Origin of the sequence: Rhodococcus sp. NyZ502, assembly GCF_041464245.1 — a bacterium.
Lineage (GTDB): Bacteria > Actinomycetota > Actinomycetes > Mycobacteriales > Mycobacteriaceae > Rhodococcus_F > Rhodococcus_F qingshengii.
The window spans coordinates 5,497,288-5,522,168 of record NZ_CP167155.1 but is presented as its reverse complement, the minus strand read 5'-3'; the positions used below and the strand labels follow the sequence as shown (position 1 = coordinate 5,522,168).

23 protein-coding genes are annotated in these 24,881 nt (G+C 61.8%); 12 read left to right on the top strand and 11 right to left on the bottom strand.

What is annotated here, in order from left to right:
* The first annotated feature begins 144 nt into the window (after positions 1-144).
* Together ACBG85_RS25530 and ACBG85_RS25525 are read left to right on the top strand one after the other, a co-directional pair.
* Positions 145-1,683 (top strand): APC family permease, encoded by a 1,539-nt coding sequence (locus ACBG85_RS25530; RefSeq protein WP_217017919.1) that lies wholly within the window; start codon positions 145-147, stop codon positions 1,681-1,683.
* Complete coding sequence (locus ACBG85_RS25525) at positions 1,680-2,465, top strand: IclR family transcriptional regulator (protein ID WP_217017917.1); 786 nt, start codon at positions 1,680-1,682, stop codon at positions 2,463-2,465. The genes ACBG85_RS25530 and ACBG85_RS25525 overlap by 4 nt, the downstream gene beginning before the upstream one ends.
* Positions 2,466-2,467: 2 nt before the next feature.
* Here the strand turns inward: ACBG85_RS25525 and cobU are convergent, their stop codons facing one another.
* The 4 genes from cobU to ACBG85_RS25505 are packed head-to-tail and all read right to left on the bottom strand — an operon-like array spanning position 2,468 to position 6,576.
* Complete coding sequence (gene cobU / locus ACBG85_RS25520; protein WP_064687792.1) at positions 2,468-3,790, bottom strand: bifunctional adenosylcobinamide kinase/adenosylcobinamide-phosphate guanylyltransferase; 1,323 nt, start codon at positions 3,788-3,790, stop codon at positions 2,468-2,470.
* Entirely contained in the window at positions 3,790-4,578 is a 789-nt protein-coding gene (locus tag ACBG85_RS25515) for an ABC transporter ATP-binding protein (protein ID WP_058226645.1), read from the bottom strand. The genes cobU and ACBG85_RS25515 overlap by 1 nt, the downstream gene beginning before the upstream one ends.
* Positions 4,575-5,609, bottom strand: a complete 1,035-nt coding sequence (locus tag ACBG85_RS25510; RefSeq protein ID WP_042447095.1) for an iron ABC transporter permease — start codon at positions 5,607-5,609, stop codon at positions 4,575-4,577. The genes ACBG85_RS25515 and ACBG85_RS25510 overlap by 4 nt, the downstream gene beginning before the upstream one ends.
* Before the next feature lie 7 nt (positions 5,610-5,616).
* Positions 5,617-6,576, bottom strand: coding sequence for an ABC transporter substrate-binding protein (locus ACBG85_RS25505; protein WP_063316028.1), 960 nt, complete (start codon positions 6,574-6,576; stop codon positions 5,617-5,619).
* A 308-nt stretch (positions 6,577-6,884) separates the two neighbouring features.
* Here ACBG85_RS25505 and ACBG85_RS25500 point away from each other — a divergent pair, with 308 nt between their 5' ends.
* From ACBG85_RS25500 to ACBG85_RS25490, 3 genes are read left to right on the top strand one after another with little or no spacing between them, the layout of a single operon-like run.
* Positions 6,885-7,301 (top strand): GntR family transcriptional regulator, encoded by a 417-nt coding sequence (locus ACBG85_RS25500; protein WP_003939899.1) that lies wholly within the window; start codon positions 6,885-6,887, stop codon positions 7,299-7,301.
* On the top strand, positions 7,298-8,167 hold the full coding sequence (locus ACBG85_RS25495) for an ABC transporter ATP-binding protein (protein WP_063315624.1): 870 nt from the start codon (positions 7,298-7,300) through the stop codon (positions 8,165-8,167). Before ACBG85_RS25500 ends, ACBG85_RS25495 begins: the two co-directional genes overlap by 4 nt.
* On the top strand, positions 8,164-9,234 hold the full coding sequence (locus tag ACBG85_RS25490; RefSeq protein WP_064687790.1) for a hypothetical protein: 1,071 nt from the start codon (positions 8,164-8,166) through the stop codon (positions 9,232-9,234). Before ACBG85_RS25495 ends, ACBG85_RS25490 begins: the two co-directional genes overlap by 4 nt.
* A 1-nt stretch (position 9,235) precedes the next feature.
* Here the strand turns inward: ACBG85_RS25490 and ACBG85_RS25485 are convergent, their stop codons facing one another.
* On the bottom strand, positions 9,236-9,877 hold the full coding sequence (locus ACBG85_RS25485; protein WP_063315626.1) for a DUF4232 domain-containing protein: 642 nt from the start codon (positions 9,875-9,877) through the stop codon (positions 9,236-9,238).
* A 190-nt stretch (positions 9,878-10,067) separates the two neighbouring features.
* On the opposite strand from ACBG85_RS25485, the gene ACBG85_RS25480 reads away from it, so the two are divergent.
* Both ACBG85_RS25480 and ACBG85_RS25475 read left to right on the top strand, forming a co-directional pair.
* A complete protein-coding gene (locus ACBG85_RS25480; protein ID WP_054780970.1) occupies positions 10,068-10,913 on the top strand; it encodes an alpha/beta hydrolase in 846 nt (281 codons plus the stop codon).
* 25 nt (positions 10,914-10,938) lie between these two features.
* Complete coding sequence (locus ACBG85_RS25475; RefSeq protein WP_007729922.1) at positions 10,939-12,012, top strand: VIT1/CCC1 family protein; 1,074 nt, start codon at positions 10,939-10,941, stop codon at positions 12,010-12,012.
* An 8-nt stretch (positions 12,013-12,020) separates the two neighbouring features.
* Here the strand turns inward: ACBG85_RS25475 and ACBG85_RS25470 are convergent, their stop codons facing one another.
* Together ACBG85_RS25470 and ACBG85_RS25465 are read right to left on the bottom strand one after the other, a co-directional pair.
* Positions 12,021-13,853, bottom strand: a complete 1,833-nt coding sequence (locus tag ACBG85_RS25470) for an APC family permease (RefSeq protein WP_311094901.1) — start codon at positions 13,851-13,853, stop codon at positions 12,021-12,023.
* A gap of 94 nt (positions 13,854-13,947) precedes the next feature.
* The gene (locus tag ACBG85_RS25465) at positions 13,948-15,159 is read right to left on the bottom strand and encodes a DUF2254 family protein (protein WP_165638981.1); all 1,212 of its coding nucleotides are present in this window, start codon (positions 15,157-15,159) and stop codon (positions 13,948-13,950) included.
* A gap of 117 nt (positions 15,160-15,276) precedes the next feature.
* On the opposite strand from ACBG85_RS25465, the gene ACBG85_RS25460 reads away from it, so the two are divergent.
* Positions 15,277-17,643, top strand: a complete 2,367-nt coding sequence (locus ACBG85_RS25460) for an arylsulfatase (protein ID WP_372025312.1) — start codon at positions 15,277-15,279, stop codon at positions 17,641-17,643.
* A gap of 44 nt (positions 17,644-17,687) precedes the next feature.
* Positions 17,688-17,825 (top strand): hypothetical protein, encoded by a 138-nt coding sequence (locus ACBG85_RS25455; RefSeq protein WP_153211511.1) that lies wholly within the window; start codon positions 17,688-17,690, stop codon positions 17,823-17,825.
* A gap of 8 nt (positions 17,826-17,833) precedes the next feature.
* Here ACBG85_RS25455 and ACBG85_RS25450 read toward each other — a convergent pair whose 3' ends face one another.
* The 3 genes from ACBG85_RS25450 to ACBG85_RS25440 all read right to left on the bottom strand — a co-directional run bounded on the left by ACBG85_RS25450 (position 17,834) and on the right by ACBG85_RS25440 (position 21,624).
* The gene (locus ACBG85_RS25450) at positions 17,834-19,489 is read right to left on the bottom strand and encodes an FAD-binding dehydrogenase (RefSeq protein WP_019745556.1); all 1,656 of its coding nucleotides are present in this window, start codon (positions 19,487-19,489) and stop codon (positions 17,834-17,836) included.
* Positions 19,486-20,151 carry a TetR/AcrR family transcriptional regulator gene (locus ACBG85_RS25445; protein WP_003939987.1) on the bottom strand — a complete coding sequence of 222 codons (666 nt, stop codon included), beginning with the start codon at positions 20,149-20,151 and terminating at the stop codon, positions 19,486-19,488. Before ACBG85_RS25445 ends, ACBG85_RS25450 begins: the two co-directional genes overlap by 4 nt.
* Positions 20,152-20,292: 141 nt before the next feature.
* Positions 20,293-21,624 carry an MFS transporter gene (locus tag ACBG85_RS25440; protein ID WP_075834521.1) on the bottom strand — a complete coding sequence of 444 codons (1,332 nt, stop codon included), beginning with the start codon at positions 21,622-21,624 and terminating at the stop codon, positions 20,293-20,295.
* A 157-nt stretch (positions 21,625-21,781) separates the two neighbouring features.
* Between ACBG85_RS25440 and ACBG85_RS25435 the strand changes: the two genes are divergently transcribed.
* The 3 genes from ACBG85_RS25435 to ACBG85_RS25425 all read left to right on the top strand — a co-directional run bounded on the left by ACBG85_RS25435 (position 21,782) and on the right by ACBG85_RS25425 (position 24,351).
* Complete coding sequence (locus ACBG85_RS25435; RefSeq protein WP_003940457.1) at positions 21,782-22,945, top strand: LLM class flavin-dependent oxidoreductase; 1,164 nt, start codon at positions 21,782-21,784, stop codon at positions 22,943-22,945.
* A gap of 149 nt (positions 22,946-23,094) precedes the next feature.
* Positions 23,095-23,631, top strand: a complete 537-nt coding sequence (locus ACBG85_RS25430; protein ID WP_007729952.1) for a hypothetical protein — start codon at positions 23,095-23,097, stop codon at positions 23,629-23,631.
* An 87-nt stretch (positions 23,632-23,718) separates the two neighbouring features.
* Positions 23,719-24,351: a hypothetical protein gene (locus ACBG85_RS25425; protein WP_075834517.1), complete on the top strand. Its 633-nt coding sequence runs from the start codon at positions 23,719-23,721 to the stop codon at positions 24,349-24,351.
* 10 nt (positions 24,352-24,361) lie between these two features.
* On the opposite strand, the gene ACBG85_RS25420 is transcribed toward ACBG85_RS25425, so the two are convergent.
* Complete coding sequence (locus ACBG85_RS25420; RefSeq protein WP_003940315.1) at positions 24,362-24,877, bottom strand: CGNR zinc finger domain-containing protein; 516 nt, start codon at positions 24,875-24,877, stop codon at positions 24,362-24,364.
* Positions 24,878-24,881 lie beyond the last annotated feature (4 nt).

Genomic DNA, 24,881 nt, shown 5'->3' with positions numbered 1-24,881 from the left:
TGGGTGGGAAACAGAGTCGGATTCTCACTTGAAAGTTCTGTGCGCGCCATCGTGGAAACTGCGCGGAAACATAAGCGGACTAACTTGACCGAATTCTGACAATTCGCTCGTAGGTTCGGGCCTGGACGCGACGGACGGTGACACATGGCCGTGAGTGCGGCACTGCGTGCGGCGATCACGCGAGCGCAGAATGCGGATCAACACAGTGAGCCCGTGTTCTCCCCGCTCCGTGGTCTCGGACGAGGACGTTTGACCCCGATCGACCTGTTGGGGCAATCACTCTCCACGATCGCTCCGGCAACGGGAATGGTGTTCATCGCCCTGTGGATGATCACCTACAGTCCCGGCTACGTCGGGTTGGCTGCGATTGCTGCGACAACTTCGGCGGTGTTTCTCGTTGCGTTCTGCATCACTCAGTTCACGCGGAGACTGGCCGCAGCAGGATCGTTGTACAGCTTCGTCTTCCAAGGCTCCGGTATCCGGGCGACACTGACGGCGGGTGCCGCACTGGTACTCGGGTATCTCGGAATCTCGGTTTCGGTTTTCTCGCAGGCAGTTCCGAGTCTGCTCGATACCATCGCCATTGTCGGCCCCGACGTGCGAGGAACTGCCGCGACGGTGATCACGACGGTGGCGATTGCCCTGGCCGTCGCGTGGATTGCAGTGCGAGGCGTCCGGTTCGCCACCCGAGCGATCCTGGTCGTCGAAGCGTGCTCGTTGATTCTCATCGTCGTGGTCATGCTGGCGACGCACAGTGACACGACAACTGCTGTTGCCCTGCCGAATCCGTCGCTGAGTGCAGTTCCGTTTCTCGCGATGCTGACGGTGCTCAGCATGGCGGGCTTCGAAAGCTCGGCCTTCTTCGGCCCGGAAGCGAAACGACCACTCATCAGCGTCACACGCACGGTTCTCATTTCGCCGATCATCTGCGGGGTCCTCTTCGTTTTTGCGGCCTGGGCGGCGATGACCGGCCACGGCGCAACGATCGTCGGAGCGTACTTCGAAGGAACGGCATCCGGAGCCAGCGCGGAAGTGGTTCTGGCAGTCAAGATCGGAATGACGTGTTCCTGGTTCGCATCCACTCTCGGTTGTGCGCAGGCGGGTTCGCGGTTGTTGTACTCGATGGGGATCGAACGGGTACTGCCTGCGCCGCTCGCTCGCGTACACAGACGGTTCCGCACCCCGTACGTTGCGGTACTTGCGTTCGTCGCGGTAAGTGCGGCAGGCGTATTCATCTATTCGGATACGGTTCGCGACGATTCGGGATCCTTCGACGGCGTGGTGGAGACCGCGTTGGTCTGCGCTTACACGCTGGTGGCCTTTGCCTCGTGGAAGTTCTTGCGCCGAATCGGGGAACACACGTCGCTGACTCGGATATGCACCGTATCCGTGAGCGCTGCGGGTGCCGGTCTACTGGCCTACATCGTTCTCGACGGTGCGGTTCACGGAATGTGGGCACTGCCGATCGCGGCGCTTGTTGTTGCGGTCTCGGGGACATTGTGGAGTTCATTGCTTCGGAGAGCCAGACCGGAAAGCCTTCTGATGGTAGGCGCTTTCGACAGCGTCGAGACGGCGGACCTGTTGCCCGGTACGGGTACTCTGCTGATCGACGGTGACGGGCGAAGGCGACTCGTACCGGATCGTGGGGCCGCCGAGGGTAACTCGCCGGAGCATGGGCGGTGACCGCGGACCGTGCAACCGCTGGTCCACGATCAGACAAACGGATCGGCGAAGAGACCCACTTCAGTGGACAACAACCGCGTGCGGTTCAGAAGGCGCTGGGGATGCTCGAGGCGGTGGCTCATCTGGGACCGGGAACAACAGCGAAGGAGATCGCCACTTTTGCAGGCGTTCCATCGGCCACGGCCTACCGGATGCTGAATCTGCTGGTTGCGGAGGGCTTTCTCGTGCGGGTGCCGGACCTGTCAGGGTTCGCGTTGGGGCGTCGGACTGCCGAGCTCTCGCATGCGGCGTCGTCGAGTGGCCCGGCGCCCACGCTGCACGAGCGCGTCGAGGACATGCGGACACACACGAGGTTCGGATTGCACGTCGCGTCATTCGCCGGTGGGCGCTTGAGGTTCGTCGACAAGGATCCGGACCACGAGATCATCGGAATAGCGGCACTGCCGAAGAACCTTCACGCGAATGCGCTGGGGAAGGTTCTGTTGGCGCACGACGAGCGGTTGCTTTCGGGTTTGGAACTTCGCCGGGTCACGGAGTTCACCCTCGGTGATTTCGACGCGTTGTATGAGCAGTTGAGGTCTGTTCGCCTGCAGGGTTTTGCATTCGAGAACCAGGAATGCCGCCTGGGTCGATCCGCAGTGGCAGTACCGGTTCGAGATCACGCAGACCAGGTGGCCGGCGGGTTGTGTGTTCAGGGAGCGAGCGGGCGAGTGACGGACGAGGATCGAGAGTTGGTCGGTTTCCTACTCGATTGTGCGCGTCAGCTCACCGGATTGCTCTGACGTCACACGCGCAGGCTCAGGGGGAGTCCGGCGGTCATCAGGACCACGGACTCCGATTCACTGGCGATGCGGCTGTTCACCAGACCGAGTAGATCGCGGAACAGTCTCCCGGACTTCGTGTCCGGGACGACGCCGCTTCCGACTTCGTTGGTGACGGCGACAATCGGTACCGGACAGGCGGTCCAGGCGTCGGCCAACCGGTCGATATCTGCGTGGACGGCGCTGAGATCTTCTGTCGCCCACGCCTGATGTCGATCCAGACATGCGGTCAACCACGTGCCTAGGCAATCGAGCAGGATCGGTGTTGTTGCGGTTGCGAGAATCTCGGTCACTTCGGAGGTCTCTACCGTCGTCCACGTCGACGGCCTCCGCGCGCGATGCGACGCAATTCGTTCGATCCAGTCGGGATCGTCGTCCTGCGGATCCCCGGTGGCGATGTACGTGACGTGCCGGTAGCCGGCAAGCAGGCCCTCCGCGTAAGTGGACTTGCCCGAGCGGGCGCCACCGGTGACCAGAGTTCGATGGCTCTGTCCTACCCCGATCTCGAGCACAGCTCCATCCGGAACCGCTCGCGCCCCGGACGTTCGAAGTGCTTCCGAGAGTTCGTTTTCGACCGGGTTGTGGTGCCCGAGGTGTACGGCGACCACATCGGTTCGATCGGTGATCGCGGTGCAATTGCGTAGTCGGCTCACCGTCTCCGCGAAACTCGGCAGATCATGGTGCCCGGTGCCGTGGTCAGTCTTGTGGCCGAAGGTCTCTTCGAGAAAGACGGCGTCGAAACGGGCGTCGGCAAGGGCGTCGACAGTGACTTCGGGCAGAGGCCCGGTGTCGGTGGCCCAGAAGATTCGGGTTCCGGATGCGTCGGTGATGTCGTAGAGAAGGGTGGTTACTTCGTGCGCGGCTTCGAGTGCGCGAACACGATAGGTGCCCAACATGATCGACTGGCCGGTCTCGAGCGGTGTGAAGGTCACCGGGTCATCCGGGCCCACCCAGTCTCGGCAGGGAGCGAGCGCGTCGGGTGGTCCGAGAACCTGGAGCGGTTCGGTGCGAGACGCCCAGGACCGGAACAGCAATGCCATCGGGCCGAGGTGATCAGGATGAGAATGCGTCAGCAGGATGTGTTCGACGTGTGCCAGCGTGCGACCGAATCGCGACGCGGCGCGCGGTACTTCGGGTCCACAGTCCAACAGGATGCGGTTGTCCAGCAAGGCAGCGGTGTGTCCGCGAATGGTTTCATTCGACAATGCCGCCAGGCAGGAAGGGCAAGTGCAGAACGGGTTCGGCCAACCGTCGGCAGCGCCGGTGCCGAGCATCACCAGTTCCATCAGCGGGTGCCTTCCTGCCGAATCGGAACAACGATGGGACCGCTGGGCCGTTCCAGGATTTCGACGCGAGCGCCGTACACGCGGCCGAGGAGGTCTGCCTCCAGCACCGCTGAGGGTGTACCGTCGGCAACCACGCTGCCCTTGTCCAGCAGCACAATTCGTCGACCGTATTGACCCGCGAGAGTGAGATCGTGCATCGCGGCGATGACCGTGATGTTGTCGTCTTCTCGCAGTTCCTCCACCAAGTCGAGAACCTGCTGCTGGTGACCGATGTCGAGGGCGCTGGTGGGTTCGTCCAGGAGCAATACCTGCGGCTCTTGAGCCAGTGCCCGAGCCAGGACCACGCGTTGCAATTCGCCGCCGGAAAGTTCGGTGGCTCGTCGATCTGCGAACTCGGTGAGGTCGAGCCTTTCGATCACCGAAGTGATCACCGAACGATCTGTGGCGGTTTCGGTTCCGAATCGTCGTAGATACGGAGTGCGGCCGAGCGCAACCAGTTCCTTGACCGTTGAGCCCTCGGGTACTACCGGACGCTGAGGCATCAACGCGACGACGGCGGACATCGCCTTGCGGCTGGAATTGCGAGGACTCAGTCCCCCGACCGAGAGCTCACCGGTAGACGGAATCAATCCAGCGAGGGCATGCATCAAGGTTGTCTTGCCGGCGCCGTTCGGCCCGACCACGGCAACCCAATCGCCTGGTGTCACATCGAGATCGATGCCGTCGACGACGTCCTTGCCGCCGAGATTGACTCGGAGGTCGCGGCACCGCACTGCGCTGTCGGTCATGCCGAGACCCGGCTGCGGCGCAGAACCAGAAGGAAGAACGGAGCGCCGATCATCGCGGTCACAACTCCGATGGGGAGTTCGGCCGGTGCCATGACCGTGCGGGCGGCAACGTCGGTGAGGACAAGAAACGCCGCTCCGAGCATGAGTGACAGGGGGAGAAGCAGCCGATGAGACGGGCCGACGACCAGTCGAACCGCATGGGGAACAACGATTCCGACAAAGCCGATGAGTCCACTTGCACTCACGACCGCGGCCGTTCCCAGAGTTGCGGCGAGCACCAGCACCAGGCGTGATCTGGCCGGGTCGACGCCGAGGCTGGCGGCTTCGACGTCACCTACGGCCATCACGTCGAGTACGCGTCGGTGTACCAGGATGACGGCAGATGCCAGCGCGACGTACGGCAAGACAACCAGAACTTCCGACCAACCGTCGGTGGACAGTCCGCCGAGTAGCCAGGAATAGACCTCGCGCAGTGAATCGTCGAACCGCTGCTGAACAAAAGTCTGCGCTGCATTCGTGAACGCTGCGACTGCGACACCGGCGAGGATGATGACTACCGCGTTCTGCGGCCCGCCAATGCTTCGACCGAGCGAATAAGTTGCGAACACTGCCAGCACACCACCGACGAAGGCGGCCATGGGAATTCCGAACATGCCCAGCGCTCCACCCGAAACGATGGCGAGGGTTGCGCCCAGTCCGGCTCCGCTGGAAACTCCGAGGAGATACGGATCCGCCAGGGGATTGCGGAACACGCCCTGGTAGGCGGCGCCGGCTACCGCCAACATTGCTCCGACCAACGCGCCCAGGACTACTCGCGGAAGCCGGATCTGCCAGAGAATGGCCTGCTGTGTTGCGGTGAGGCCGGAATCTATATGGATGCCGGGTATTCCGTCCAGAAGTTCGAGAATGGTCCGATCAGGCGTCAAACCGGCCGGCCCCACCAGAACACCGATCAGCAAGGCGGCGCACAGAATTAGCGCGGCGCCGAGCAGAACGGCGGTCCGATGTTGGGAGATACCGGCTTTGATCATCGAGTGCTCAGGCCGTGGGAACTTGGGCAACGATGGCAGCGACGGCCTTCACCTGGTCGGCGACACGAGGTCCCCAGCGGCTGGAGAGGTCTTCGTCGAGCACATGGATCTGGTTGCCGGTAACCGCTTTCATGCCGCTCCACCCGGGTCGAGCGGCGACGGATTCTGCTGTCACTCCGCAGCATTGGGAGTCTGCGAGAAAGATGAGATCGGGATTGGCCTGTACCACGAATTCGGCGGACAACTGCGGATAGTCACCCTGCCCCGCGGCGTCGGCGATGCTCTTCATTCCGAACAGCGAGTAGATCTGCCCGACAAAACTCGAACTCGTGACGGTGTAGAGCGAGGAGTCGAGTTCGTGGAAGTACGTCAGCGGCTGTTGGCGCGCAGGAACACTGGCGACAGCGGCGTCGATGTCCGAGCGCATGGTGTCGACAACTTCGGTGCCCTTGTCCTCGTGGCCGGTGGCCTTCGCGACGCGCTCGATCTGGGCGTAGACGTCGTCGATGCTCGTCGCTGCCGGTAGTAGGAGTGTCGGCACCTTCGCCTTTTGCAGTCCGGAGACAAGATCGTTCATGTCATCCGATGCGATCACCAGATCCGGTGCGTAGCCGAGGATGGCTTCGACGTTCGGTTGAAAGCCCGAGAGATCGGTGACCGGGATACCGGCCGGGTAGTCGGACTGATTGTCGACGGCCTTCACCTGATCGCCCGCGCCGACGGCCCACAGGGTCTCGGTGGCGCTGGGACTGAGTGACACGATCGACTGCGGACGTGACTCGATGGTGATGTCCGTGCCGGAATCCGTGGGACCGGAAACAACAGTCACCGGGAACGAGCCGTCCGAGGCCGCTGTGGTTGCGGGTGCATCGGACGTCGAGCTACTGCACGCACCGGCAAGCAGTGCGGTGCTCACCGTCAGTGCTGCAAGTACAGATCTGAATTTACGTGTCGGCCGAGTACTCACAGCCACCCCTCCGCTAGTGGCGAAGGGTCGCGAGCAGCGCGGCCGCGAGGCGAAGCGCCACGAGCGGTCCTTCGTCCGAGAACCATCGTGTCGCCACGAGGCCGGTGACCTGACTCGTTCGCCTCGAGTAGTGACGGGCGAATTCACAGTTGCGTCGACAGTGCCGGGGTTTCACCGAACTTCACACGAGCAGCGTGGCACCCCGGTGAACCGGGGCATCTGCACTTTACAGGGGTCGTCTGGCTTGACCCGGGAGGTCAAGGCAGGGTAAATATCTATTCCACTAATGAACTAGTGAAAGGGTTCGGATGATCGACTTCCGTATCGACCGCCGATCCGGCATTCCCACTTACGTGCAATTGGTCCTTCAGGTGAAGCAGGCGCTCAGGCTCGGTGATCTCCAAGTCGGGGATCGGCTGCCCACAGCCAAGGACGTCGTGGGAGCGCTCGCGATCAACCCGAACACAGTCCTGAAGGCCTACAAGGAACTCGAGCGCGACGGACTTGTCGCCCCGAGGCCCGGATTGGGCACGTTCGTCGTGAAGTCCCTGGCCAAGCCCGGTATGGCGGAAAGCTCTGCGCTACGTCGTGAGTTGGCGCGTTGGGTGGCAGATGCCGTGGCCGCCGGACTCGAGCGCACGGACATCGAAGCATTGGTGAGTTTGGAGCTCGAGAAGACGTTCATCGAAACGGATCCGTCCGGAAAGCAGGGGGAGACATCATGACTGCGCAAGAATCGGCACTGACAATGCAGGACGTGGACAAGCGCTTCGGCAAGAAGAAGGTGCTCGACGCCTGCACATTCGAGGTCGCGACAGGAAGCATCACTGCCCTGGTCGGGGTGAACGGAGCGGGCAAGTCCACACTGATGTCCTTGGCGGTCGGGTTGACGATGCCTGACCACGGTTCGATCACCGTCCTGGGCAGCACGCCGGATCAGGACGGCATCTGCCCAGGCCTGTCGTACCTCGCTCAGCACAAGCCCCTGTACCCCAAATTCACTGTGGCAGAACTTCTTCGATTCGGCGCATACACCAACGACGAGTGGGATGCGAAGTACGCTCTGGATCTGGTGGAGCGCGCTGGAATTTCTCTCGATGCGAAGGCGAAGACTCTGTCACCAGGTCAACGAACCAGGGTTGCACTGGCTTTGGCGCTCGGACGCAGGCCGCAGTTGCTTCTACTCGACGAGCCTCTGGCAGATCTCGATCCCGTGGCGCGGCGGTCTGTGGCGACCACTCTGCTCGAAGACGTTGCCGAGTACGGCACCACGGTTCTGTTGTCTTCACACATCGTCTCCGAATTGGCAGACGTCTCGGATCGACTTCTTCTGCTGGGCGGCGGAAACGCGAGATTGTCCGGTCCGTTGGATGAATTGATCGCTGCCCATTACGTATTGATCGGGGACGGCGATCCCTCGGACGTGGTCGGCGCCGGTGCGGTCATTCATACCGAGAAGGGGATGCGGTCGAATTCTCACGTGGTGGAGGGAATGCGTCCGAGCCCTCGGGACGGCTGGGTGATCGACGACGCAACTCTCGACGACGTGGTGCTCGGGCACCTGAGCGCAGAAACGATGGTGGCGGCATGATCTGGGTTACGTGGCGGCATCACCGGACATCGCTCGTTGTGTCGTTGGGATTCCTCGCGGCATTAGCAGTCATTGTCTTGTCGAGTGGTGCGATCATCAAGAGCGGCGGACAAGCCCAACTCTTCGGATCGCCTCTCAGTTGCTTCGATGACATCACCGCTATCTGCACGGCAGAGACTGCTCTCACACTGACGACAGTGGTTGCTACTGCTCTGCCGGTGTTCCTCGGCGTGTTGATCGGTGTCACCGTGTTTTCGCGGGATGTCGAACAAGGAACACACGTACTGGGGCTTACTCAATCGGTCAGTCGGACTCGTTGGTTCTGGACCCGGGTGTTAATCGTCTTCCTGCCGATTTCTGTGGCTTCGTCATTGCTCGGATTTGCACTGCAATGGGCTCGATCTCTCCCGGACAACTCCCGGTATGCATTTGTTGCCGGGCGTTCGACTTTCGTCGAGATATCGAACCTGTCGTATCCGCTCTTTCAATCCAGCGGACTGGTCTTGGGTGCATACACATTCATGGCACTCATGCTCGGAGCAGCACTGGCTTTGCTGGTGCGTAGTTCGATCGGCGCAATGGCGATCACGATGGTCGGTGTTGTTGCGATCCTGGCAGCATTTCAGTTGGTTGCACGACCCGATTACGCCGAGCCGAGTGTCCGAACGTCACCCGTCGCCGGATTCAGTTCCTACTATTCGAGCGATACCAGTATCCCCGCGGTCAATTGGGAACTCGCGCAGGGATATGTCGACCTCCGAGGTAACTGGGTCGACGTCAAATACGACGAGTGCACGTGGGGTGGATCAGGCGATGAGGACCCGTACGACCAGCGCCCGGAGGAGACCGGCGCCGAGTACAGCCTCCGCATGGATGTGCTCTCAGCGCAGCAGAACAGAGAGATGGAGATTTGTTTGCGGCAGCACGGGGTCGACCACTACGAAGTTCGCTACCACTCGGATGATCGGTTCTGGCGTTTCCAATTCACGGAAGCTGCACTCGTCCTGTTCCTTTCGGGATTGTTCCTCCTGCCGGCGCTCTGGGGTCTACGACGCCTCAAGCCGTGACTCAGCGGGCGACCGGCGCGACCGTCAGCTGGTTGATGTTCGCGCCGGTCATCGAGCAACCCTTGGTGGGGTAGGCGAGGAAGACCGAGTCGTAGCTGTTGGGTGGGTAAACCCTCAGTCCCGCAACGTCGGTCAGGCCGCACTGATCTGCCGGGTAGTTCTCGACGTTCGTAGCTCGCACCAAAGACGTTGCGGCAGAGCCAGGGGCAAGGGAGACGAGTGAACCGGATCCGGAGCGGCCGGCTGCAGCACCCACTTCGCTTCCGGACGCTCCCGTGACATACGAGACGCCGGGGAAACCGTCGAGCGTGCACGTGCGGCCGCCCGTGTTGGTGAAGACCACCGGAAGCTCCACAGAACCGGCGGCGCCACTCGACTCGCCGAGGGTGACGTTCAGTTCCCCGATCGCGCAGCCTTCGGGATTGGGTGCCGTCGAGGTTGTGGTTTGGGTGTGATCGGTATGGGTCGTCGAAGGTGAAGCGGTGCCGGTCTGGGTCGTCGGCGCAGAGGCGGTCGTCGTTGAGGCGGGTGCCGGTGAACTCTCGGCCGTTCCCGTTTCATCCGAGCCGCAACCGCTGAGAAGGGCGAGAGCAGCAAGTGGAGCCGCCAACAAGCCGACGTTGCGCATGCGGTTCGAATTCATCGCTCTGTACTCCTCAGGCTGGTCGACAACTGTTTCCGAACATCCGTGTCCGGTATATCCGAGTTTGAAGCCGGATGTGCAGAAACGAATCAGGCTCGCCGGTGATCAGGACCTACTTCCCGGATGGATTGCCGTTGCGGATCTAGCATGAGAAATGACCTGTCCGGATCGCGATCACCGGGAGTAGCGCATGTTCACCTTCACCAGCGACGACGGAGTGGTCATTCATGTCCACGAATGGCCCACCGAGCAGGAACCTCGAGGGGTTGTTCAACTCGCGCACGGTATGGGTGAGCACGCAAAACGCTACGCACACGTTGCCGAAGCCCTGAATGCTCGCGGTTTCCACGTCTACGCGGCGGACCACCGCGGCCACGGTGAGAGCATGCACGCCGGCCCAGGCAACATCGGCGACGACGGCTGGAACCGCTTGGTTGCAGACATGGTGACCCTCACGGGCATCATCCGCGACAAACACCCCGGCCTGCCCGTCGTACTGCTCAGCCACAGCCTCGGTTCGTTCGCTTCGCAGCAGTACATCCTCGATCATTCGCACCTGATCGACGCCGTCGCACTGTCGGGGACCACCGCGGTCGATCAACTGATCGAGAGCCTCGTCAACGAGGGCCCGGACGTCCTCGCCCAGTTCAATGCGGAATTCGAACCGGCCCGTACTCCGCACGACTGGCTCAGCCGTGACGAAGCGCAGGTGGATTTGTACATCAACGATCCGCTGTGCGGTTTCAGCCTGGACGACGCCGGCATGGGTGGACTTATCGCAGCGGGACCGAGGTTCGTCGACGTCGAGGGCGTGCGACAAGACCTTCCGATCCTGGTCTTCGTCGGCACCTCGGATCCTCTCAACGCCGCGCTGAGCCGTACCGACGTCGCAGTCGAACGGTACAACTCGGCGGGGATCGAAGACGTCACCTACTACACCTATCCGGGTGCCAGACACGAGATCTTCAACGAGACCAACCGCGACGACGTCATCAACGATCTGACGACGTGGATGGACCGCGTACTAGAAGCGTGACCGCCTCACCGGAAAGGGGAACACGATGTCCACAGTTCCGGCCGCACGACCCGATCCAGACCCGCGAGATGTCAAGCGCTGGAGACGATACCTCGCCGACGAACAAGCCGAGGCCGCCGTCTACCGAGACCTCGCGAGTAGGCGCAGCGGCGAGGAGCGCGAAATCCTTCTCGCACTGGCCGACGCGGAGGGGCGACACGAGGCGCACTGGCGAGCGCTACTCGGCGATCACGTCGGCAAACCACTTCGCGGCGATATCCGCACTCGGATACTGGGCTTTCTGGCCAGGCGCTTCGGCTCCGTCTTCGTGCTCGCTCTTGCACAGCGCGCGGAGACGCGATCCCCGTATCCCAACGACGCCGACGCGACTGCATCGATGGGCGCGGACGAGAAGATCCACGAAGAAGTGGTGCGGGCCTTGGCCACTCGGGGTCGGAACAGACTTTCGGGGACGTTTCGTGCCGCCGTCTTCGGAGCCAACGACGGCCTCGTCAGCAATCTCGCTCTCGTGCTCGGCATCAGCGGTAGCGGCGTCTCCAATCAGATCGTTCTGATCACCGGCATGGCCGGGCTTCTGGCCGGCGCCCTGTCGATGGGCGCCGGCGAGTACGTTTCAGTCCGCTCGCAGCGAGAGTTGTTGGAAGCGTCCAATCCTGGTCCGGCTGCCAGCGAAGCTGTCGGACTGCTCGACGTCGACGCGAACGAATTGGCCCTGGTCTACCGGGCCCGCGGCATGTCCGCCGAGGAAGCGGATCAGCGCGCCGCCGAGGTCCTCGCGAACAGCACCTTCGGCGCCGCCGACGTTGTCGACGACCATGAAGCTGTCGGAACCGGGTTGGGCGCAGCGGCGGCAAGTTTCTGCTTCTTCGCCTCGGGCGCAATCATTCCGGTGCTGCCGTATCTGTTCGGCCTGGAAGGCATGACGGCTCTGATCGTCGCATCTGTTCTCGTGGGGATCGCGTTGCTGACGACGGGCGTTGTGGTCGGGTTGCTCTCGGGCGGGCCGCCATTCAAGCGGGCGCTACGCCAACTTGCGATCGGCTACGGCGCTGCCGGCGCGACGTATCTGCTCGGCATGTTGTTCGGGACTTCGCTCTGAGCGTCGGCTTACGCGCGTAGGGCGGGATCGCGGTGAGCCGGATCGATCCGAACCGGAATCTGGCACACCACGGCCTCGGTGTGTTTGCGCAGTGCATGAGCGATCTCATCGGTCCGTTGGCTCGGGAGGAACCGGTGCCATCTGGTCGCCGGGTCGATGGTGGCGACGACAACAAAGGTCTCTCGGTGGGGGAAGTGTGTGCGGATGTATCGGGCGAGGGTGTTCCCCACGGAATTCTCGGTGTCCTCGATGACGATCAAACGCGAATTCGGATGTCGGGCTTGCCATCGGCGTGTGAAGTCCGTCGTCGATTCGTGGGCCAGGCAGACTCGAATTGCGATGGGCTGTGACGACATCGCCGTTGCCGCGGCCATCGCGCGGGTGGAGAGCGACGTAATTTCGGACACCGGTACTAGGACCGCTGGTTTGTATCCGATGGACAGAGAATCGTTCTCACCCTGAACGGTTAACCGCGTACCGATATGTGTGTACGCACCGCGGATGCGTTCCATGCCGAGGACGAGCGCAGGGAGCGCGAGAGCGATCAGCCAGGCGCCCTCGGTGAACTTCATGGCGGTAGTCACCACTGCTGCGATCGAAGTCAACGCAGCCCCGAAACCGTTGAGCGCCAATCGCCACTTCCAGCCCGGTGTCCGTTCGGCGAGCCAGTGGCGCACCATGCCGAACTGCGCGAGCGTGAATCCGATGAACACACCGATGGCGAACAGCGGCACCAAGGTGTTCATGTTTCCGCCGGATCCGATGAGCAGGAGAGCACCGACGCCTCCGAGCGACAAGACGCCGTACGTGAAGACGTCGCGCGTCGACTTCCGGCTGAAGCGGTGCGGGAGCACGTTGTCGTCGGCGAGGATTCGCATCAGATTGGGGAGTCCGCCGTACGAGGTATTCGCGGCCAACGCCAACAGAATCACAGTGGAGAATTGGACGACGTAGTAGCCCACACCATTTCCGAGGGCAGCGGAAGTGAGTTGCGACAGGACCGTTGTTCCAGGGACTGGGGCCAGTGAGAACTTCTCGATCAACACGGCAAGGCCGATCAACATGGTGCCCAAAAGGATTCCCAGAGCTACTTCGGCGCGCTGAGCGCTACGCACGCGAGGCTTCTTGAAACTGGGTACGGCATTGGCGATGGCTTCGACACCGGTCAATGCGGCGCAACCACTCGAAAATGCCTTGAGCAGAAGGAGAATGCCGATCGTGTGTGCATTGTCGACGATAAAGGGAGCCGTTGCGGCGGCAGGGTTTTCCCGAAGCAGTCCGGCACCGATCACCGTGAAGATGCTGACGACAAAGATCACGGTGGGCAACATGAATACCCGCGCGGAATCTGCGATACCCCGCAGATTCAGTGCCGTGATGCCGCCGAGTATCGCCAGTGCGATCCAGACCGTGTGGGGGAGAAGTGCGGGGAAGGCGGAGGTCAGAGCCGCGACACCGGCTGCGATCGATACCGCGACGTTGAGGGTGTAGTCGACGATCAACGACGCGGCGGCGGTCAAACTTGCCCGCGGGCTCAGATGCTTCTTTGCGACGGCGTAGGCGCCACCGCCTTCGGGAAATGCGGCGATCACTTGGCGGTACGACGCCACCAGGACCACAAGCAGCACTGCGATGGCGATTGTCACCGGCACGGTGAACCCGATCCCTGCGCCGCCGGCGAGGGCCAACACCAACACGATGGCTTCTGGCCCGTACGACACCGAGGCCATCGCGTCGAGCGAAAGCCCTGCCAGTCCGGTTGCGACGGAGAGCTTCTGATTCTCTGGCCCACGGGCCGGGCGGGTCGTCGACGATATGACTCCACGGTGTCCGAGTATCACTGCATGTCTCACCGAGTCAGTATCGTCATTTCCCGTAGCTCTGAGACTGATCTTGACGATGCTTTGACGCGATGGCCCGCAAATCTGTACGGGTTCACAACGGGGGTTCGAGTCGCGGGAAGCCTTGTGACAGCTGATCAATCCAGCGAGCGCGCTTGGCGAGAATATCGCGGTTCCGAGACTCCGATTGGGCGGCGACGTGCGAAAGTAGGTCGCGAAGTCGGCCCAGAACGAGTGGCGAGTTCGATGCCGAGGCTATGACGTCGTCCAGTCCGGTTCTGACGAAGCTCGTGAAGTCGGGCAGTGGAATCACCACACGCAGATCACCACGCTCGTCGACGGCCCGGATCGAATCTGCGCGTACGGAGGCCACCAGAGAGAGGAGGTCCTCGATCTCGTCCAGAGCCTGCACGGCCGTCGCAGGATCGTTGATAGCGGGTGAGAGCGCTCTGAGCGCGATGTCAGCCAACAACCGAATCGCGAGTAGGGGGTCCTGGGTGAAGGTCCGCTCACTCCCACTGACCAAGGCGTCAAGGATCGTGTTGGCGGGCATGGGTCCGCCGTAGACGTCGGCGAGCGGCAATCCGTCTCGCAGCGTGCTACCCGGCGACACTCGGAGGACCACCATGGATCGGCAGTTCCGAGCGTTCTGCAGCAGATCTTCGACGAGGATCTGCTGCAGAACGGCCGGCGGTCGATGCCACTCGATTGTCGTGATCACCGGAAGTGTTGGTAGAGGAAGCAACTCCAGATCAGTGGTGGGGTACACGGCGGCGAAGACTGCTCGGCCACGACTCGAGATCGTGGTCAGTACAGGAGCCAACTGGATGGCCGAGAATGCGCGCAGCTGGAGCAGCCTGATCAGCGTCAGCGTCGCCAAGAGCGCCAGCACTGCGAGGCTGGGCACGATCACCGACACGTCCGTTTCGTTGCTGATGGCGAGCGCCGCCGTGATGTCGAAAACCGACTGGCCTATCGCGAAGGCAAACGTCCGCCACACGATGGGGTCGTCGCGGAACAACAACAAGCGAGGAGTGAAGGTGGTCGCGGCCCACTGGACGACGAGGAACAGCAGCGAGAAGATCACTGCCACTACACCCAGTAACCCCAGTCCGAGGGCAACGAGCATCTCGCTGACCTGACGGGCGGGAATCATCGGGCCGCTCCGGACATACGGCATCCCCAGTCCGGCAGCCAGTCCCACGACGACGCACAGGATCTGGGTCAGGCCTGCACGTACACGGCGCCGGGGGACGAGGAAGGCATGCCCGATCGGGGTGGGAGCGAAACGTCCGGGCTGATCCACACTTCAAGCCTCCACGCTGCGGCAATGGTGCGCCTTCACCCGAAACGGATGATGTCGACGTCGTCGTGATCCTGAAACGCTTGAAAGAGCCATGTGAGAGACAGAAGGCGAGACGTCATGACGGATCCGACAGACCAGAGCCGCGCCGTACTACCGATTCCGGATCGACAACATCTTGGTCTGGTGACGTACGACGCGAAGGATCCGGACACCGAGTTTCCGCCGATCACTCCGCTACTACCGCCGGCCGGCGCACCCAATGTTCTGGTGGTCCTGTTGGACGACGTGGGATATGGCGCGAGCAGTGCCTTCGGAGGACCAGCGGACACACCGACTGCTGAGCGATTGCAAAGTAATGGGCTCACGTACACGCGGTTTCACACGACGGCACTGTGTGCTCCGACCCGCGCCGCTCTTCTGAGCGGGCGCAACCATCATTCGGTCGGCATGGGATCGATCACCGAAACCGCTACCTCGGCTCCTGGTCTTTCCGGCCTGCGGCCGAATACCAAAGCCGCACTGCCGATGACGTTGAAACTCAACGGATACTCGACGGCGCAGTTCGGCAAGTGTCACGAGGTTCCGCCGTGGCAAACATCCCCGGTGGGACCGTTCACATCGTGGCCGACGGGAGAAGGCGGGTTCGAGCACTTCTACGGATTCATCGGCGGGGAGAACAACCAGTATTACCCGGCTCTGTACGAGGGCGTCGCGCCTGTCGAGCCGGACAAGACACCGGAGGAGGGTTATCACCTCACCGAAGACCTTGCCGATCACGCGATCGACTGGGTTCGCATGCAGAAGTCCTTGGCTCCGGACAAGCCGTTCTTCGTCTATTTCGCTCCCGGCGCTACCCATGCGCCGCAACATGTTCCGAAGGAGTGGGCCGACAAGTACGAGGGGCGGTTCGCAGGAGGTTGGGATGCTCAACGCGAGTCGATTCTCGAGCAGCAGAAGCAGCGGGGAGTCGTTCCCGCGGATGCGGTTCTCACCCCGCGCCCTGAGGCCATTCCGGCGTGGGAGGACATGAGTGAGGAATTGAAGCCTGTCCTCGAACGCCAAATGGAAGTCTATGCAGGATTTCTCGAACACACCGACTTTCATGTCGGCCGGCTTGTCGATGCGATCGAAGAACTCGGGGCTCTCGACAACACCCTCGTGTACTACATCATCGGCGACAACGGAGCATCCGCAGAGGGGACTATCAACGGGGCCTTCAACGAGATGGCCAACTTCAACGGACTCGCCGCCATCGAGACGCCGGAGTTCATGGCGGAAGTGAAAGACAAGTTCGGCACCAAGGACGCGTACAACCACTATTCCGTGGGGTGGGCGTGGGCAATGTGTACGCCGTATCAGTGGACGAAACAGGTTGCGTCACACTGGGGTGGCACCCGTAACGGGACGATCGTGCACTGGCCTGCAGGGATTCGGACCAAGGGGGAGACGCGGTCGCAGTTCACCCACGTCATCGACGTTGCACCGACGATCCTCGAAGCCGCGAAACTACCGGAACCGACTTTTGTCAACGGCGTCCAGCAATCGCCCGTCGAGGGGACCAGCATGGTCTACACCTTCGACGACGCCGAAGCCCCGGAACGCCACGATCTGCAGTACTTCGAGATGGCCGGCAATCGCGGTATCTATTACAAGGGTTGGAGTGCGGTCACCAGGCACAGCACTCCGTGGCTGTTCGCGGAGGTACTCCCCGCTCTCGACGACGACGTCTGGGAACTTTACGACGGGTCACAGGATTGGACGCAGTCCAAAGATTTGGCGGCCCAGATGCCGGAGAAACTCGCTGCACTGCAACGTTTGTGGTTGATCGAAGCGGTCAAGTACAACGTGCTCCCCATCGACGACCGAAGATTCGAGCGGTTCAACCCTCACATCGCGGGGCGCCCGCAGTTGGTGTCGGGGAACAGACAGGTTCTGTTTCCCGGAATGAAGCGACTGAGCGAGCACAGCGTGCTGAGCATCAAGAACCGATCGTTCAGTGTGACAGCAGCTGTCGACGTCGCGGATGGCATCACAGCAAACGGTGTGATGATCGCGCAGGGAGGCAGGTTCGGGGGCTGGGCACTCTACGCGCGGGAAGGTCGCGCCAAATTCGTCTACAACTTACTGGGCATGACCGAGTTCGTCATCGGCTCTGACGAAGACATTCCGGCAGGATCCCACCAGATCAGGGCTGAGTTCGCCTACGACGGAGGTGGTCTCGCGAGAGGTGGCGGGGTCACGATCTATCACGACGGTCGCGAAGTGGGCTCGGGTCGCGTCGAGCAGACTCAACCGATGGTGTTCTCCGCGGACGAGACCACCGATATCGGTGACGACTACGGCATGCCTGTCAGTGTTGATTACAGTGGCGCAACCACATTCAACTGCCGTATCGACGTCGTGCAGATCGATGTCGGTGACGACGACCATACCCACCTGATCGATCCGGAGGAGGTGGCGCGAGTGGCGGTGTCCAGACAGTGATTTCACCGACAACAGCAGTCGCCATCTCCTGAGGGAGGGTCGCAATGCCGACCGTCATCCGAACTGTTCACGATCTGGTCCGCCACGCGCGCGGGCCGACGCACCATCACCACCATCAATCCGTGCACGAGGCGCGGCGAATGCGTGCCCACCACATTCTGGTCACGCATTCGCTCGCCTGATTTGGGGGCTACAGGTCGCGCGCCAATGCTCGTCCGGCTGCGCGGCCCGAGAAGATGCAGCCGCCGAGGAAGGTCCCCTCGAGTGCGCTGTAACCGTGGACTCCGCCGCCGCCGAAGCCCGCGACTTCACCGGCTGCGTACAGGCCGTCGAAGACACTGCCGTCGGCCTTGATGACCTGCGAATCCAGGTTGGTTTCCAAGCCGCCGAGAGTCTTGCGTGTGAGCAGGTGCAACCGGACCGCGATCAGTGGGCCGTTCTTGGGGTCCAGGATCTTGTGCGGTGCAACGACGCGCACGATCTTGTCTGCCAACAGATTACGGGCACCGTGGATGGCGGTGACCTGGAAGTCCTTGCTGTACTTGTTGTCGACTTCGCGGTCGCGGGCGATCATCTCGCGCTCGATGTCCTCGTAGTCGAGGAGCGGTTCGTCAGTGAGGGCGTTCATGCCGTCGACCAGATCACGAAGGTTGTTGCGCACAACGAAGTCGGCGCCCTTCTGCTTGAACGCCTCGACCGGTCCCGGCGCGCCCTTCTTGATTCGTTCGAGGAGGAGCTTGAAGTCGCGGTTGGTGAAGTCCGGGTTCTGTTCCGATCCCGAGAGTGCGAACTCCTTCTCGATGATCTTCTGGTCGAGGATGAACCACGTGTACTCGTGGCCGCTGTCCAGGATGTACTTGAAGGTTCCCATCGTGTCGAAGCCCGGGAAGTTGGGGACCGGCAGACGCTTGCCGGTGGCGTCGAACCACATCGAGGACGGTCCGGGAATGATTCGGATTCCGTGGTTCGGCCAGATGGGATTCCAGTTCTGGATGCCTTCGGTGTAGTGCCACATGCGGTCGCGGTTGACGATGTTTCCGCCCGCGGATTCGGTGATTTCAAGCATGCGCCCGTCGACGTGCGCCGGTACTCCCGTCAGCATGTGCTTGGGTGCCTTGCCGAGTCGCTCGGGCCAGTTCTTCTTCACCAGTTCGTAGTTGCCGCCGATTCCACCGGAGGTGACCACGACGGCCTGTGCGGCGAACTCGAATTCGCCGATGGGGGTGCGCGAGCTCTTCACGCCGCGCAGATCACTGGAAGGTTCGAGGACGGTTCCGCGTACACCAGTGACCGCACCATCGGTGACGACGAGTTGATCGACTTGGTGGCGGTGCTTGAACGTGACCAGTCCACGCTTCTGAGCGGCGATCACTTTGGTCAGAAAGACATCGACGACGCCAGGTCCGGTGCCCCAGGTGAGGTGGAAGCGCGGTACCGAATTGCCGTGTCCAAGAGCCATTCCGCGGCCACGTTCGGCCCAGCCGACATTCGGCATCAGGCGAAGCCCCAGATCGTGCAGGTACTGACGCTTGTCGCCGGCCGCGAACTCGACGTACGCCTTGGCCCACTGGCGAGGCCAGTGATCTTCGCGCTCACGGTCGAATCCCGCTGTGCCCATCCAGTCCTGCATCGCCAACTCGAGGGAGTCCTTGATGCCGAGTCGGCGTTGTTCGGGGCTGTTCACGAGGAAGAGTCCGCCGAGAGACCAAAATGCCTGCGCGCCGAGGTTGGCAGCGTTCTCCTGTTCCACGACAAGGACTTTGCGGCCCGCGCGCGTCAGTTCGTAGGTGGCGACCAGTCCCGCCAGCCCTGCCCCGACAACGATGACGTCAGCTTGTTCGCTCACGACAACTCCTCTTCCGATTGGTTGTTCTGGATTATTTCGCTGTAGGACAGCAGAATTCGAGTGAAGATATCGCGGCGCAGTGCAAAGGCGGCGTTGGTGTCGGTATCGACGAGGCACTGCACGCTGGTGCCGTCGTGCACTGCAACCAATGCCCGTCCCAACGCCGTCGGGTCGCCGACGATTGTTCGCCCGACGTCGCTGAGTGCGGACTCCACGATGGGCAACAGGGTGCGAAGGATCGCGTCTTCACGGTCGGCAAGGGCTTTGCGAAGTGCCGGGTTGCGGAGCGCGTGGGCTGTGAATTCCGCGTTGATCCGGTACCACTGCGGGTCGACCGGAACCACCGCCACGATCCGGGCGACAGCGGCATGGATGTCGACGGTGTTACCGGCGGTGATCGACTCCGTCGCCAACCGCAGATCGGCGAGCATTGCTGCGGATCGCTGCTCCCACATCGCGAAGAACAATTCGTCGAGTGAATCGAAGTTGGAGTAGAACGCGCCTCGGGAGTATCCGGCGCGTTCGCAGATCTGCTCGACCGTGGCGTGCCCGAACCCGGCTTCGGAGAAGACATCTGCAGCCGCGTCGAGCAGGCGCTGCCGGGTCTGACCACGGCGTTTGGTGACACGCTTGGCCGGCGAGTTGTCCGTTCCAGTCGTCATCGGCGCCTCCGTCAGGGTGGGACCCCAAACGATACACCGATGTATCCGATGCGTAGGCGTATCTCGATCTGTTCTTCTTCGCAGGTATTTCTATGGGTATCTAGTAAATGTCCAAGAGAAGTGAATATTCAGGTGTGATCGCTACAGATGCAGATCACGCTTCCTGATCGCCGCAGTGGCGACGACGCTGATCGCCGAGGTGGCCACCAGATATCCGCATGCCAGCCAGGGCGGACCGCCACTGGCGCCGATCAGTGCCGTCAGAATCAGAGGTGTGACGCCGGAGGCGTAGATACCCGAGAACTGGTAAACGACCGACAACCCGGTGTACCGGATTTCTGTGGGGTAGAGGCTCGCATACAGCGTTCCCTGGGCGCCGTAGAACAAGGCATGAATCACTCCGAAGACCACGACCATCGCGACTCCGAAGAGCAGGAGATTCTCGGTACCGAACAGTGCGAAGGCGGGGAAGATCGCGAGGCCGTACGCGGCGATGCCCACGATGTAGACCCGTTGCGGGCCGAACCGATCAGCGAGTGAACCGGAAAACGGCAGCAAGATCGCCATCACTACTGCGGCCACGGTGACCACAAGAAGTACCGGAACCTTTTCGAAATGCAGAGTCTTGGTTGCATACGTGATTGCAAAGACGCCCCAGGTGTTGAACGCGGCGCCCTCGCCCCAGCGAGACAGCATGCCCAGTAAGGTGTTTCGCGCGACTCTTCCTTGAAAGACTTCCCTGAGCGGGGCGGATGAGCGCTGTTCGAGGTCGCGAACGGCCTGAAATGCCGGCGTCTCGTCGACCTTCAAACGGACCACCAACCCCACGATCACGAGTACCAAGCTCAGAACAAAGGCTATGCGCCAGCCGAAACGGAGAAACTGTTCGTCGTCGAAGACCGTTTGAAGTAGTGCGAACATTCCTGTGCCCAAAGCCAAGCCGAGAGCCAGTCCGATCTGCGGGATGCTGCCGAACAGCCCGCGCTTCTTCTCCGGACTGTGTTCGACCGCCAGAAGAACGGCTCCGGCCCACTCACCACCGAGAGCAAATCCCTGCAGGATACGAAGCAGCAGAAGCAGAATCGGTGCAACGACCCCGATTTGAGCTGCGGTCGGAAGGACACCCATGAGCGCCGTCGCGATACCCATGATGAACATCGTGAGGGCAAGCGTTTTCTTGCGCCCGATGCGATCGCCGATGTGACCGAACACCACTCCGCCGATGGGGCGAACGAGAAAGCCGACCGCGAAGGTCGCAAAAGAAAGCATGGTCCCGACAAAGGAACTCTGGTTGGGGAAGAACAGTTGGTTGAAGACGAGGCTCGCGGCCGTCGCATAGAGGAAGAAGTCGTACCACTCGACCGTCGTGCCGAGCAGGCTCGCGGCGACGACGGTTCTCAGTCTGGATCGCCGCTCGTCGTCGGTCTCGTTCGAGAACGGTGAATTGTGCTCGACTTCGGCAAACGTGGTCATCGGAGCCCCCGGGTCGCGGTGCAAATTCACGAAGGTATCGCCGGAGCCGAAAGTGGGCACCCGTAGCGATCAGGGTGATTTCAACCCTGTTCTTCGAGGTGGACTGTGGTTGTAATGACAGAAGAGTTCTGCCTGTTCGTCGACGAAAGGAATCACCGTGTCACTGCGCTTCCACTGGTTCTTGCCTACTTACGGTGATTCCCGGAATCTGATGGCGGGTGGGCACGGCAGCTCGATGTCCGGTGATCGTCCGGCGACGCTGAAATACCTCAATCAGATCGGCGCGGCCGCCGAGACGAACGGCTTCGAGGCCGTCCTCACGCCGACCGGCGCGTGGTGCGAAGACGCATGGCTGACGACAGCGATGATGCTCGAGACCACCGAGACGCTCAAGTTTCTGGTTGCTCTGCGACCGGGATTGCTCAGCCCGACGCTGGCCGCCCAGATGGCCGCAACCTTCCAATGGCAGTCGGGCGGTCGTCTGCTGCTCAACGTCGTGACCGGCGGGGAGGACCACGAGCAGCGCACGTTCGGTGACTTCCTCGACAAGAACCAACGGTACGCACGATGCGGCGAGTTCCTCGACGTGATCCGCCAGTTGTGGTCCGGTAACGGTCCGGTTGATTTCTCCGGCGAGTACGTCAACGTGGAAAAGGCTACGCTGCAGCGTATTCCGGATCCGGTACCGCCCATCTTCTTCGGCGGATCGTCGCCGGCGGCCGGAACCGTCGCATCGCGTTACGCGGATACGTATCTCACGTGGGGTGAGACGCCGTCCGCTGTTGCCGCCAAGATCGCCTGGATCCGCGACCTCGCGGAAGTCCAAGGTCGTCACCTCGACTACGGAATCCGTCTGCATGTCATCAGCCGGGACACCTCGGAACAGGCATGGGCAGAAGCGGATCGGCTGCTCAGTGCGCTCGATCCGGCGACCGTCGAGCAGGCTCAGGCGAGTCTTGCGCGATCCGGCTCCGAAGGTCAGCGTCGAATGCTCGAATTGCACGGCGGCGGTTCGGCTTACAAGGAGGGTGTCGGAGCGAGGTCGCTGGAGATTGCGCCGAACCTGTGGACCGGCGTCGGATTGGTGCGAGGGGGTGCAGGCACCGCATTGGTAGGTTCGCACCAAGAAGTGGCTGATCGGATTGCCGAGTACGCGGCGATCGGCCTGGATCACTTTGTATTGTCGGGCTATCCCCATCTCGAAGAGGCGTATCAGTTCGGTGAGGGTGTGCGTCCGATCCTCGAAAAGCGTGGATTGGTAGCACCGCACGGTTCGGTCGGCGGACCGGTGCGGACGCCCTTCGTCTCCAGTGGGAACTGAGTCGAAAGCAAGCTCTTCGAGAAGGGGACGTTTGTCCCGATCTTTCGGGCACGGCCTCCCTCCGGGACTATTCACGCAATTCGGTCAGTAGATCCGTTCTAGGCTGCGCACTGTTGCCGAACTCAAGGCGCAGTACGAAAGGATCCTCGATGAAGCTGGGCACGAGTGGAGTACGTCGCGTCGTGGGAACCGTGGCAGTCGCCGCTGCAACCGCGGCAGGCGTCGCGATGGTCAATCCTGCAACTGCGTCGGCCGAGGTGGTCCCGCCGGTCGTCTCGTACAAGGTGACCGGAAACGATCTGGCACTGACGATCACGAACAACAACACGGGCATTGCCCCGTTGTGCCAGGCGTTTGTCGTCAACGCCGCGGATTCTGCTGCTGTGCTTGATGATCCGCTCAAGCTGCTCGATCCGAACCTTGTGGTGTACCCCAAGATCACCGACCCGTCCTCACTGTTCGCCGTCGGTAAGGGGCAGACGGTCACCAACACCGTGACCGATGTTCCGGACGGAACCTACGCCGTGCTCGGTGCCTGCTCCGATCTTCTCGATCTGGAGACGTTGGGTAAGCCTGTTCCTGGCGTGCCGAGCCTCGTTGTCATCGGTGGACCGTTCAGCGGCATCAATACCGGAAGCCTGAGCGACCTGTTCGGCAGCGGCAGCCTCGAAGGACTTTTCGGGTAGCTCACCGTCTGTCTCCCCAATTTTCCGACTGAGCGGTCTATTCTTCAGGCATCTGGTGATCTGACCGACTTGCCTGGAGGTTCGGAAATGCGAAGTCGTGGATTCAAACGCGTTCTCGGAAGCATTGTCGCGGCGTCGGCCGCCGTCGTGGGACTTGTTGTCATGACTCCGGCGACGGCGTCCGCAGCACCGGCGATTCTCCCGCCTCCGATGTCGGTGAGCGCAGCGGACAATGCGATCACCTTCACCATCACCAACCCGAACCCGCGGTTCAGCTTCATCAACTGCACAGTGGCGATCCTCAACGCCAGAGATGTCCCCGACGTGATTCGTGATCCGGCAAAGCTGCTCCAGCCCGGCGTGTTGGTGTATCCGACCGTCAGCAACATCCTCGATCTGTTTGCTGTTTCGCCTGGGCAGACGATCACGCGGACCGTCGGCAATCTGCCGGCCGGGGTGTACGCCGTTGCGGGAGCGTGCGTTCGACTGCTCGATCCGACCAACCCCACTATCGCGATTCCGCAGGCCGTTGTGGTCGGCGGCTGGTTCGAGGGCGCCGGAACCGGAAGTCTCTCAGGTTCTTTGGAGGACCTGGGATATATCACGGTCCAGGACTTGATCGACGCGTGGAATCGAATCAGCTCGGGAAGCAGCGGCGGCAGCTTCCAGTTCGACTACCAAGGTGGCTCGGATTTCGAGGTAGTGGGTCCCACGTCGTAGTCGGTCCGGCTCACTTGCGCGCGCGGTGGCGTCGCACCGCGTCGCGATTCGCACACGTGGGGGAGCAGTACCGCTGATTGCCGTTGCGTGAGGTGTCCGCATAGATGTTGGTGCACTCGTCCAGGGTGCACCGACCTAATCTGTGCATTCCGCGGCCGACGAGGTGCAGCGCCGTGCCTACCGAGAAGAGGGCCTTGAGGACCTCGGCGAGCGACTGTTGCGGATCGCGGTAGTGCAGATGCCACCCGTCGTTTGCATGGTTGGTCATGCGCGGATACGCCGACGCTTGCTCAAGCATGACGTTCACCAACTCGGCGCGGGCTGCCTCCTCCGTGACGTCGACGATTTTCGACCACTCGATCAGAAGGTCGAGGGTCTCGTCGAGGTCCTTCTCGGCGATGGGGAAATCGAGAATGATGCCTGCATCGACGCAGCGTTCGACGAGTTCGGCCAAGGTCTCGGGATTTCGATTGGCCAGGTCGGCGGCCAGCGTCACCGCATATTCGCCGTAAGGGTTGAGATGCACAATG

Bases quoted from the DNA above. Each gene is read 5' to 3' on its own strand.
- ACBG85_RS25530 (WP_217017919.1), top strand. From the start codon at position 145: ATGGCCGTGAGTGCGGCACTGCGTGCGGCGATCACGCGAGCGCAGAAT.
- cobU (WP_064687792.1), bottom strand. From the start codon at position 3,790: ATGGAACTGGTGATGCTCGGCACCGGCGCTGCCGACGGTTGGCCGAAC.
- ACBG85_RS25515 (WP_058226645.1), bottom strand. From the start codon at position 4,578: ATGACCGACAGCGCAGTGCGGTGCCGCGACCTCCGAGTCAATCTCGGC.
- ACBG85_RS25510 (WP_042447095.1), bottom strand. From the start codon at position 5,609: ATGATCAAAGCCGGTATCTCCCAACATCGGACCGCCGTTCTGCTCGGC.
- ACBG85_RS25500 (WP_003939899.1), top strand. From the start codon at position 6,885: ATGATCGACTTCCGTATCGACCGCCGATCCGGCATTCCCACTTACGTG.
- ACBG85_RS25495 (WP_063315624.1), top strand. From the start codon at position 7,298: ATGACTGCGCAAGAATCGGCACTGACAATGCAGGACGTGGACAAGCGC.
- ACBG85_RS25490 (WP_064687790.1), top strand. From the start codon at position 8,164: ATGATCTGGGTTACGTGGCGGCATCACCGGACATCGCTCGTTGTGTCG.
- ACBG85_RS25485 (WP_063315626.1), bottom strand. From the start codon at position 9,877: ATGAATTCGAACCGCATGCGCAACGTCGGCTTGTTGGCGGCTCCACTT.
- ACBG85_RS25480 (WP_054780970.1), top strand. From the start codon at position 10,068: ATGTTCACCTTCACCAGCGACGACGGAGTGGTCATTCATGTCCACGAA.
- ACBG85_RS25475 (WP_007729922.1), top strand. From the start codon at position 10,939: ATGTCCACAGTTCCGGCCGCACGACCCGATCCAGACCCGCGAGATGTC.
- ACBG85_RS25460 (WP_372025312.1), top strand. From the start codon at position 15,277: ATGACGGATCCGACAGACCAGAGCCGCGCCGTACTACCGATTCCGGAT.
- ACBG85_RS25455 (WP_153211511.1), top strand. From the start codon at position 17,688: ATGCCGACCGTCATCCGAACTGTTCACGATCTGGTCCGCCACGCGCGC.
- ACBG85_RS25445 (WP_003939987.1), bottom strand. From the start codon at position 20,151: ATGACGACTGGAACGGACAACTCGCCGGCCAAGCGTGTCACCAAACGC.
- ACBG85_RS25440 (WP_075834521.1), bottom strand. From the start codon at position 21,624: ATGACCACGTTTGCCGAAGTCGAGCACAATTCACCGTTCTCGAACGAG.
- ACBG85_RS25430 (WP_007729952.1), top strand. From the start codon at position 23,095: ATGAAGCTGGGCACGAGTGGAGTACGTCGCGTCGTGGGAACCGTGGCA.
- ACBG85_RS25425 (WP_075834517.1), top strand. From the start codon at position 23,719: ATGCGAAGTCGTGGATTCAAACGCGTTCTCGGAAGCATTGTCGCGGCG.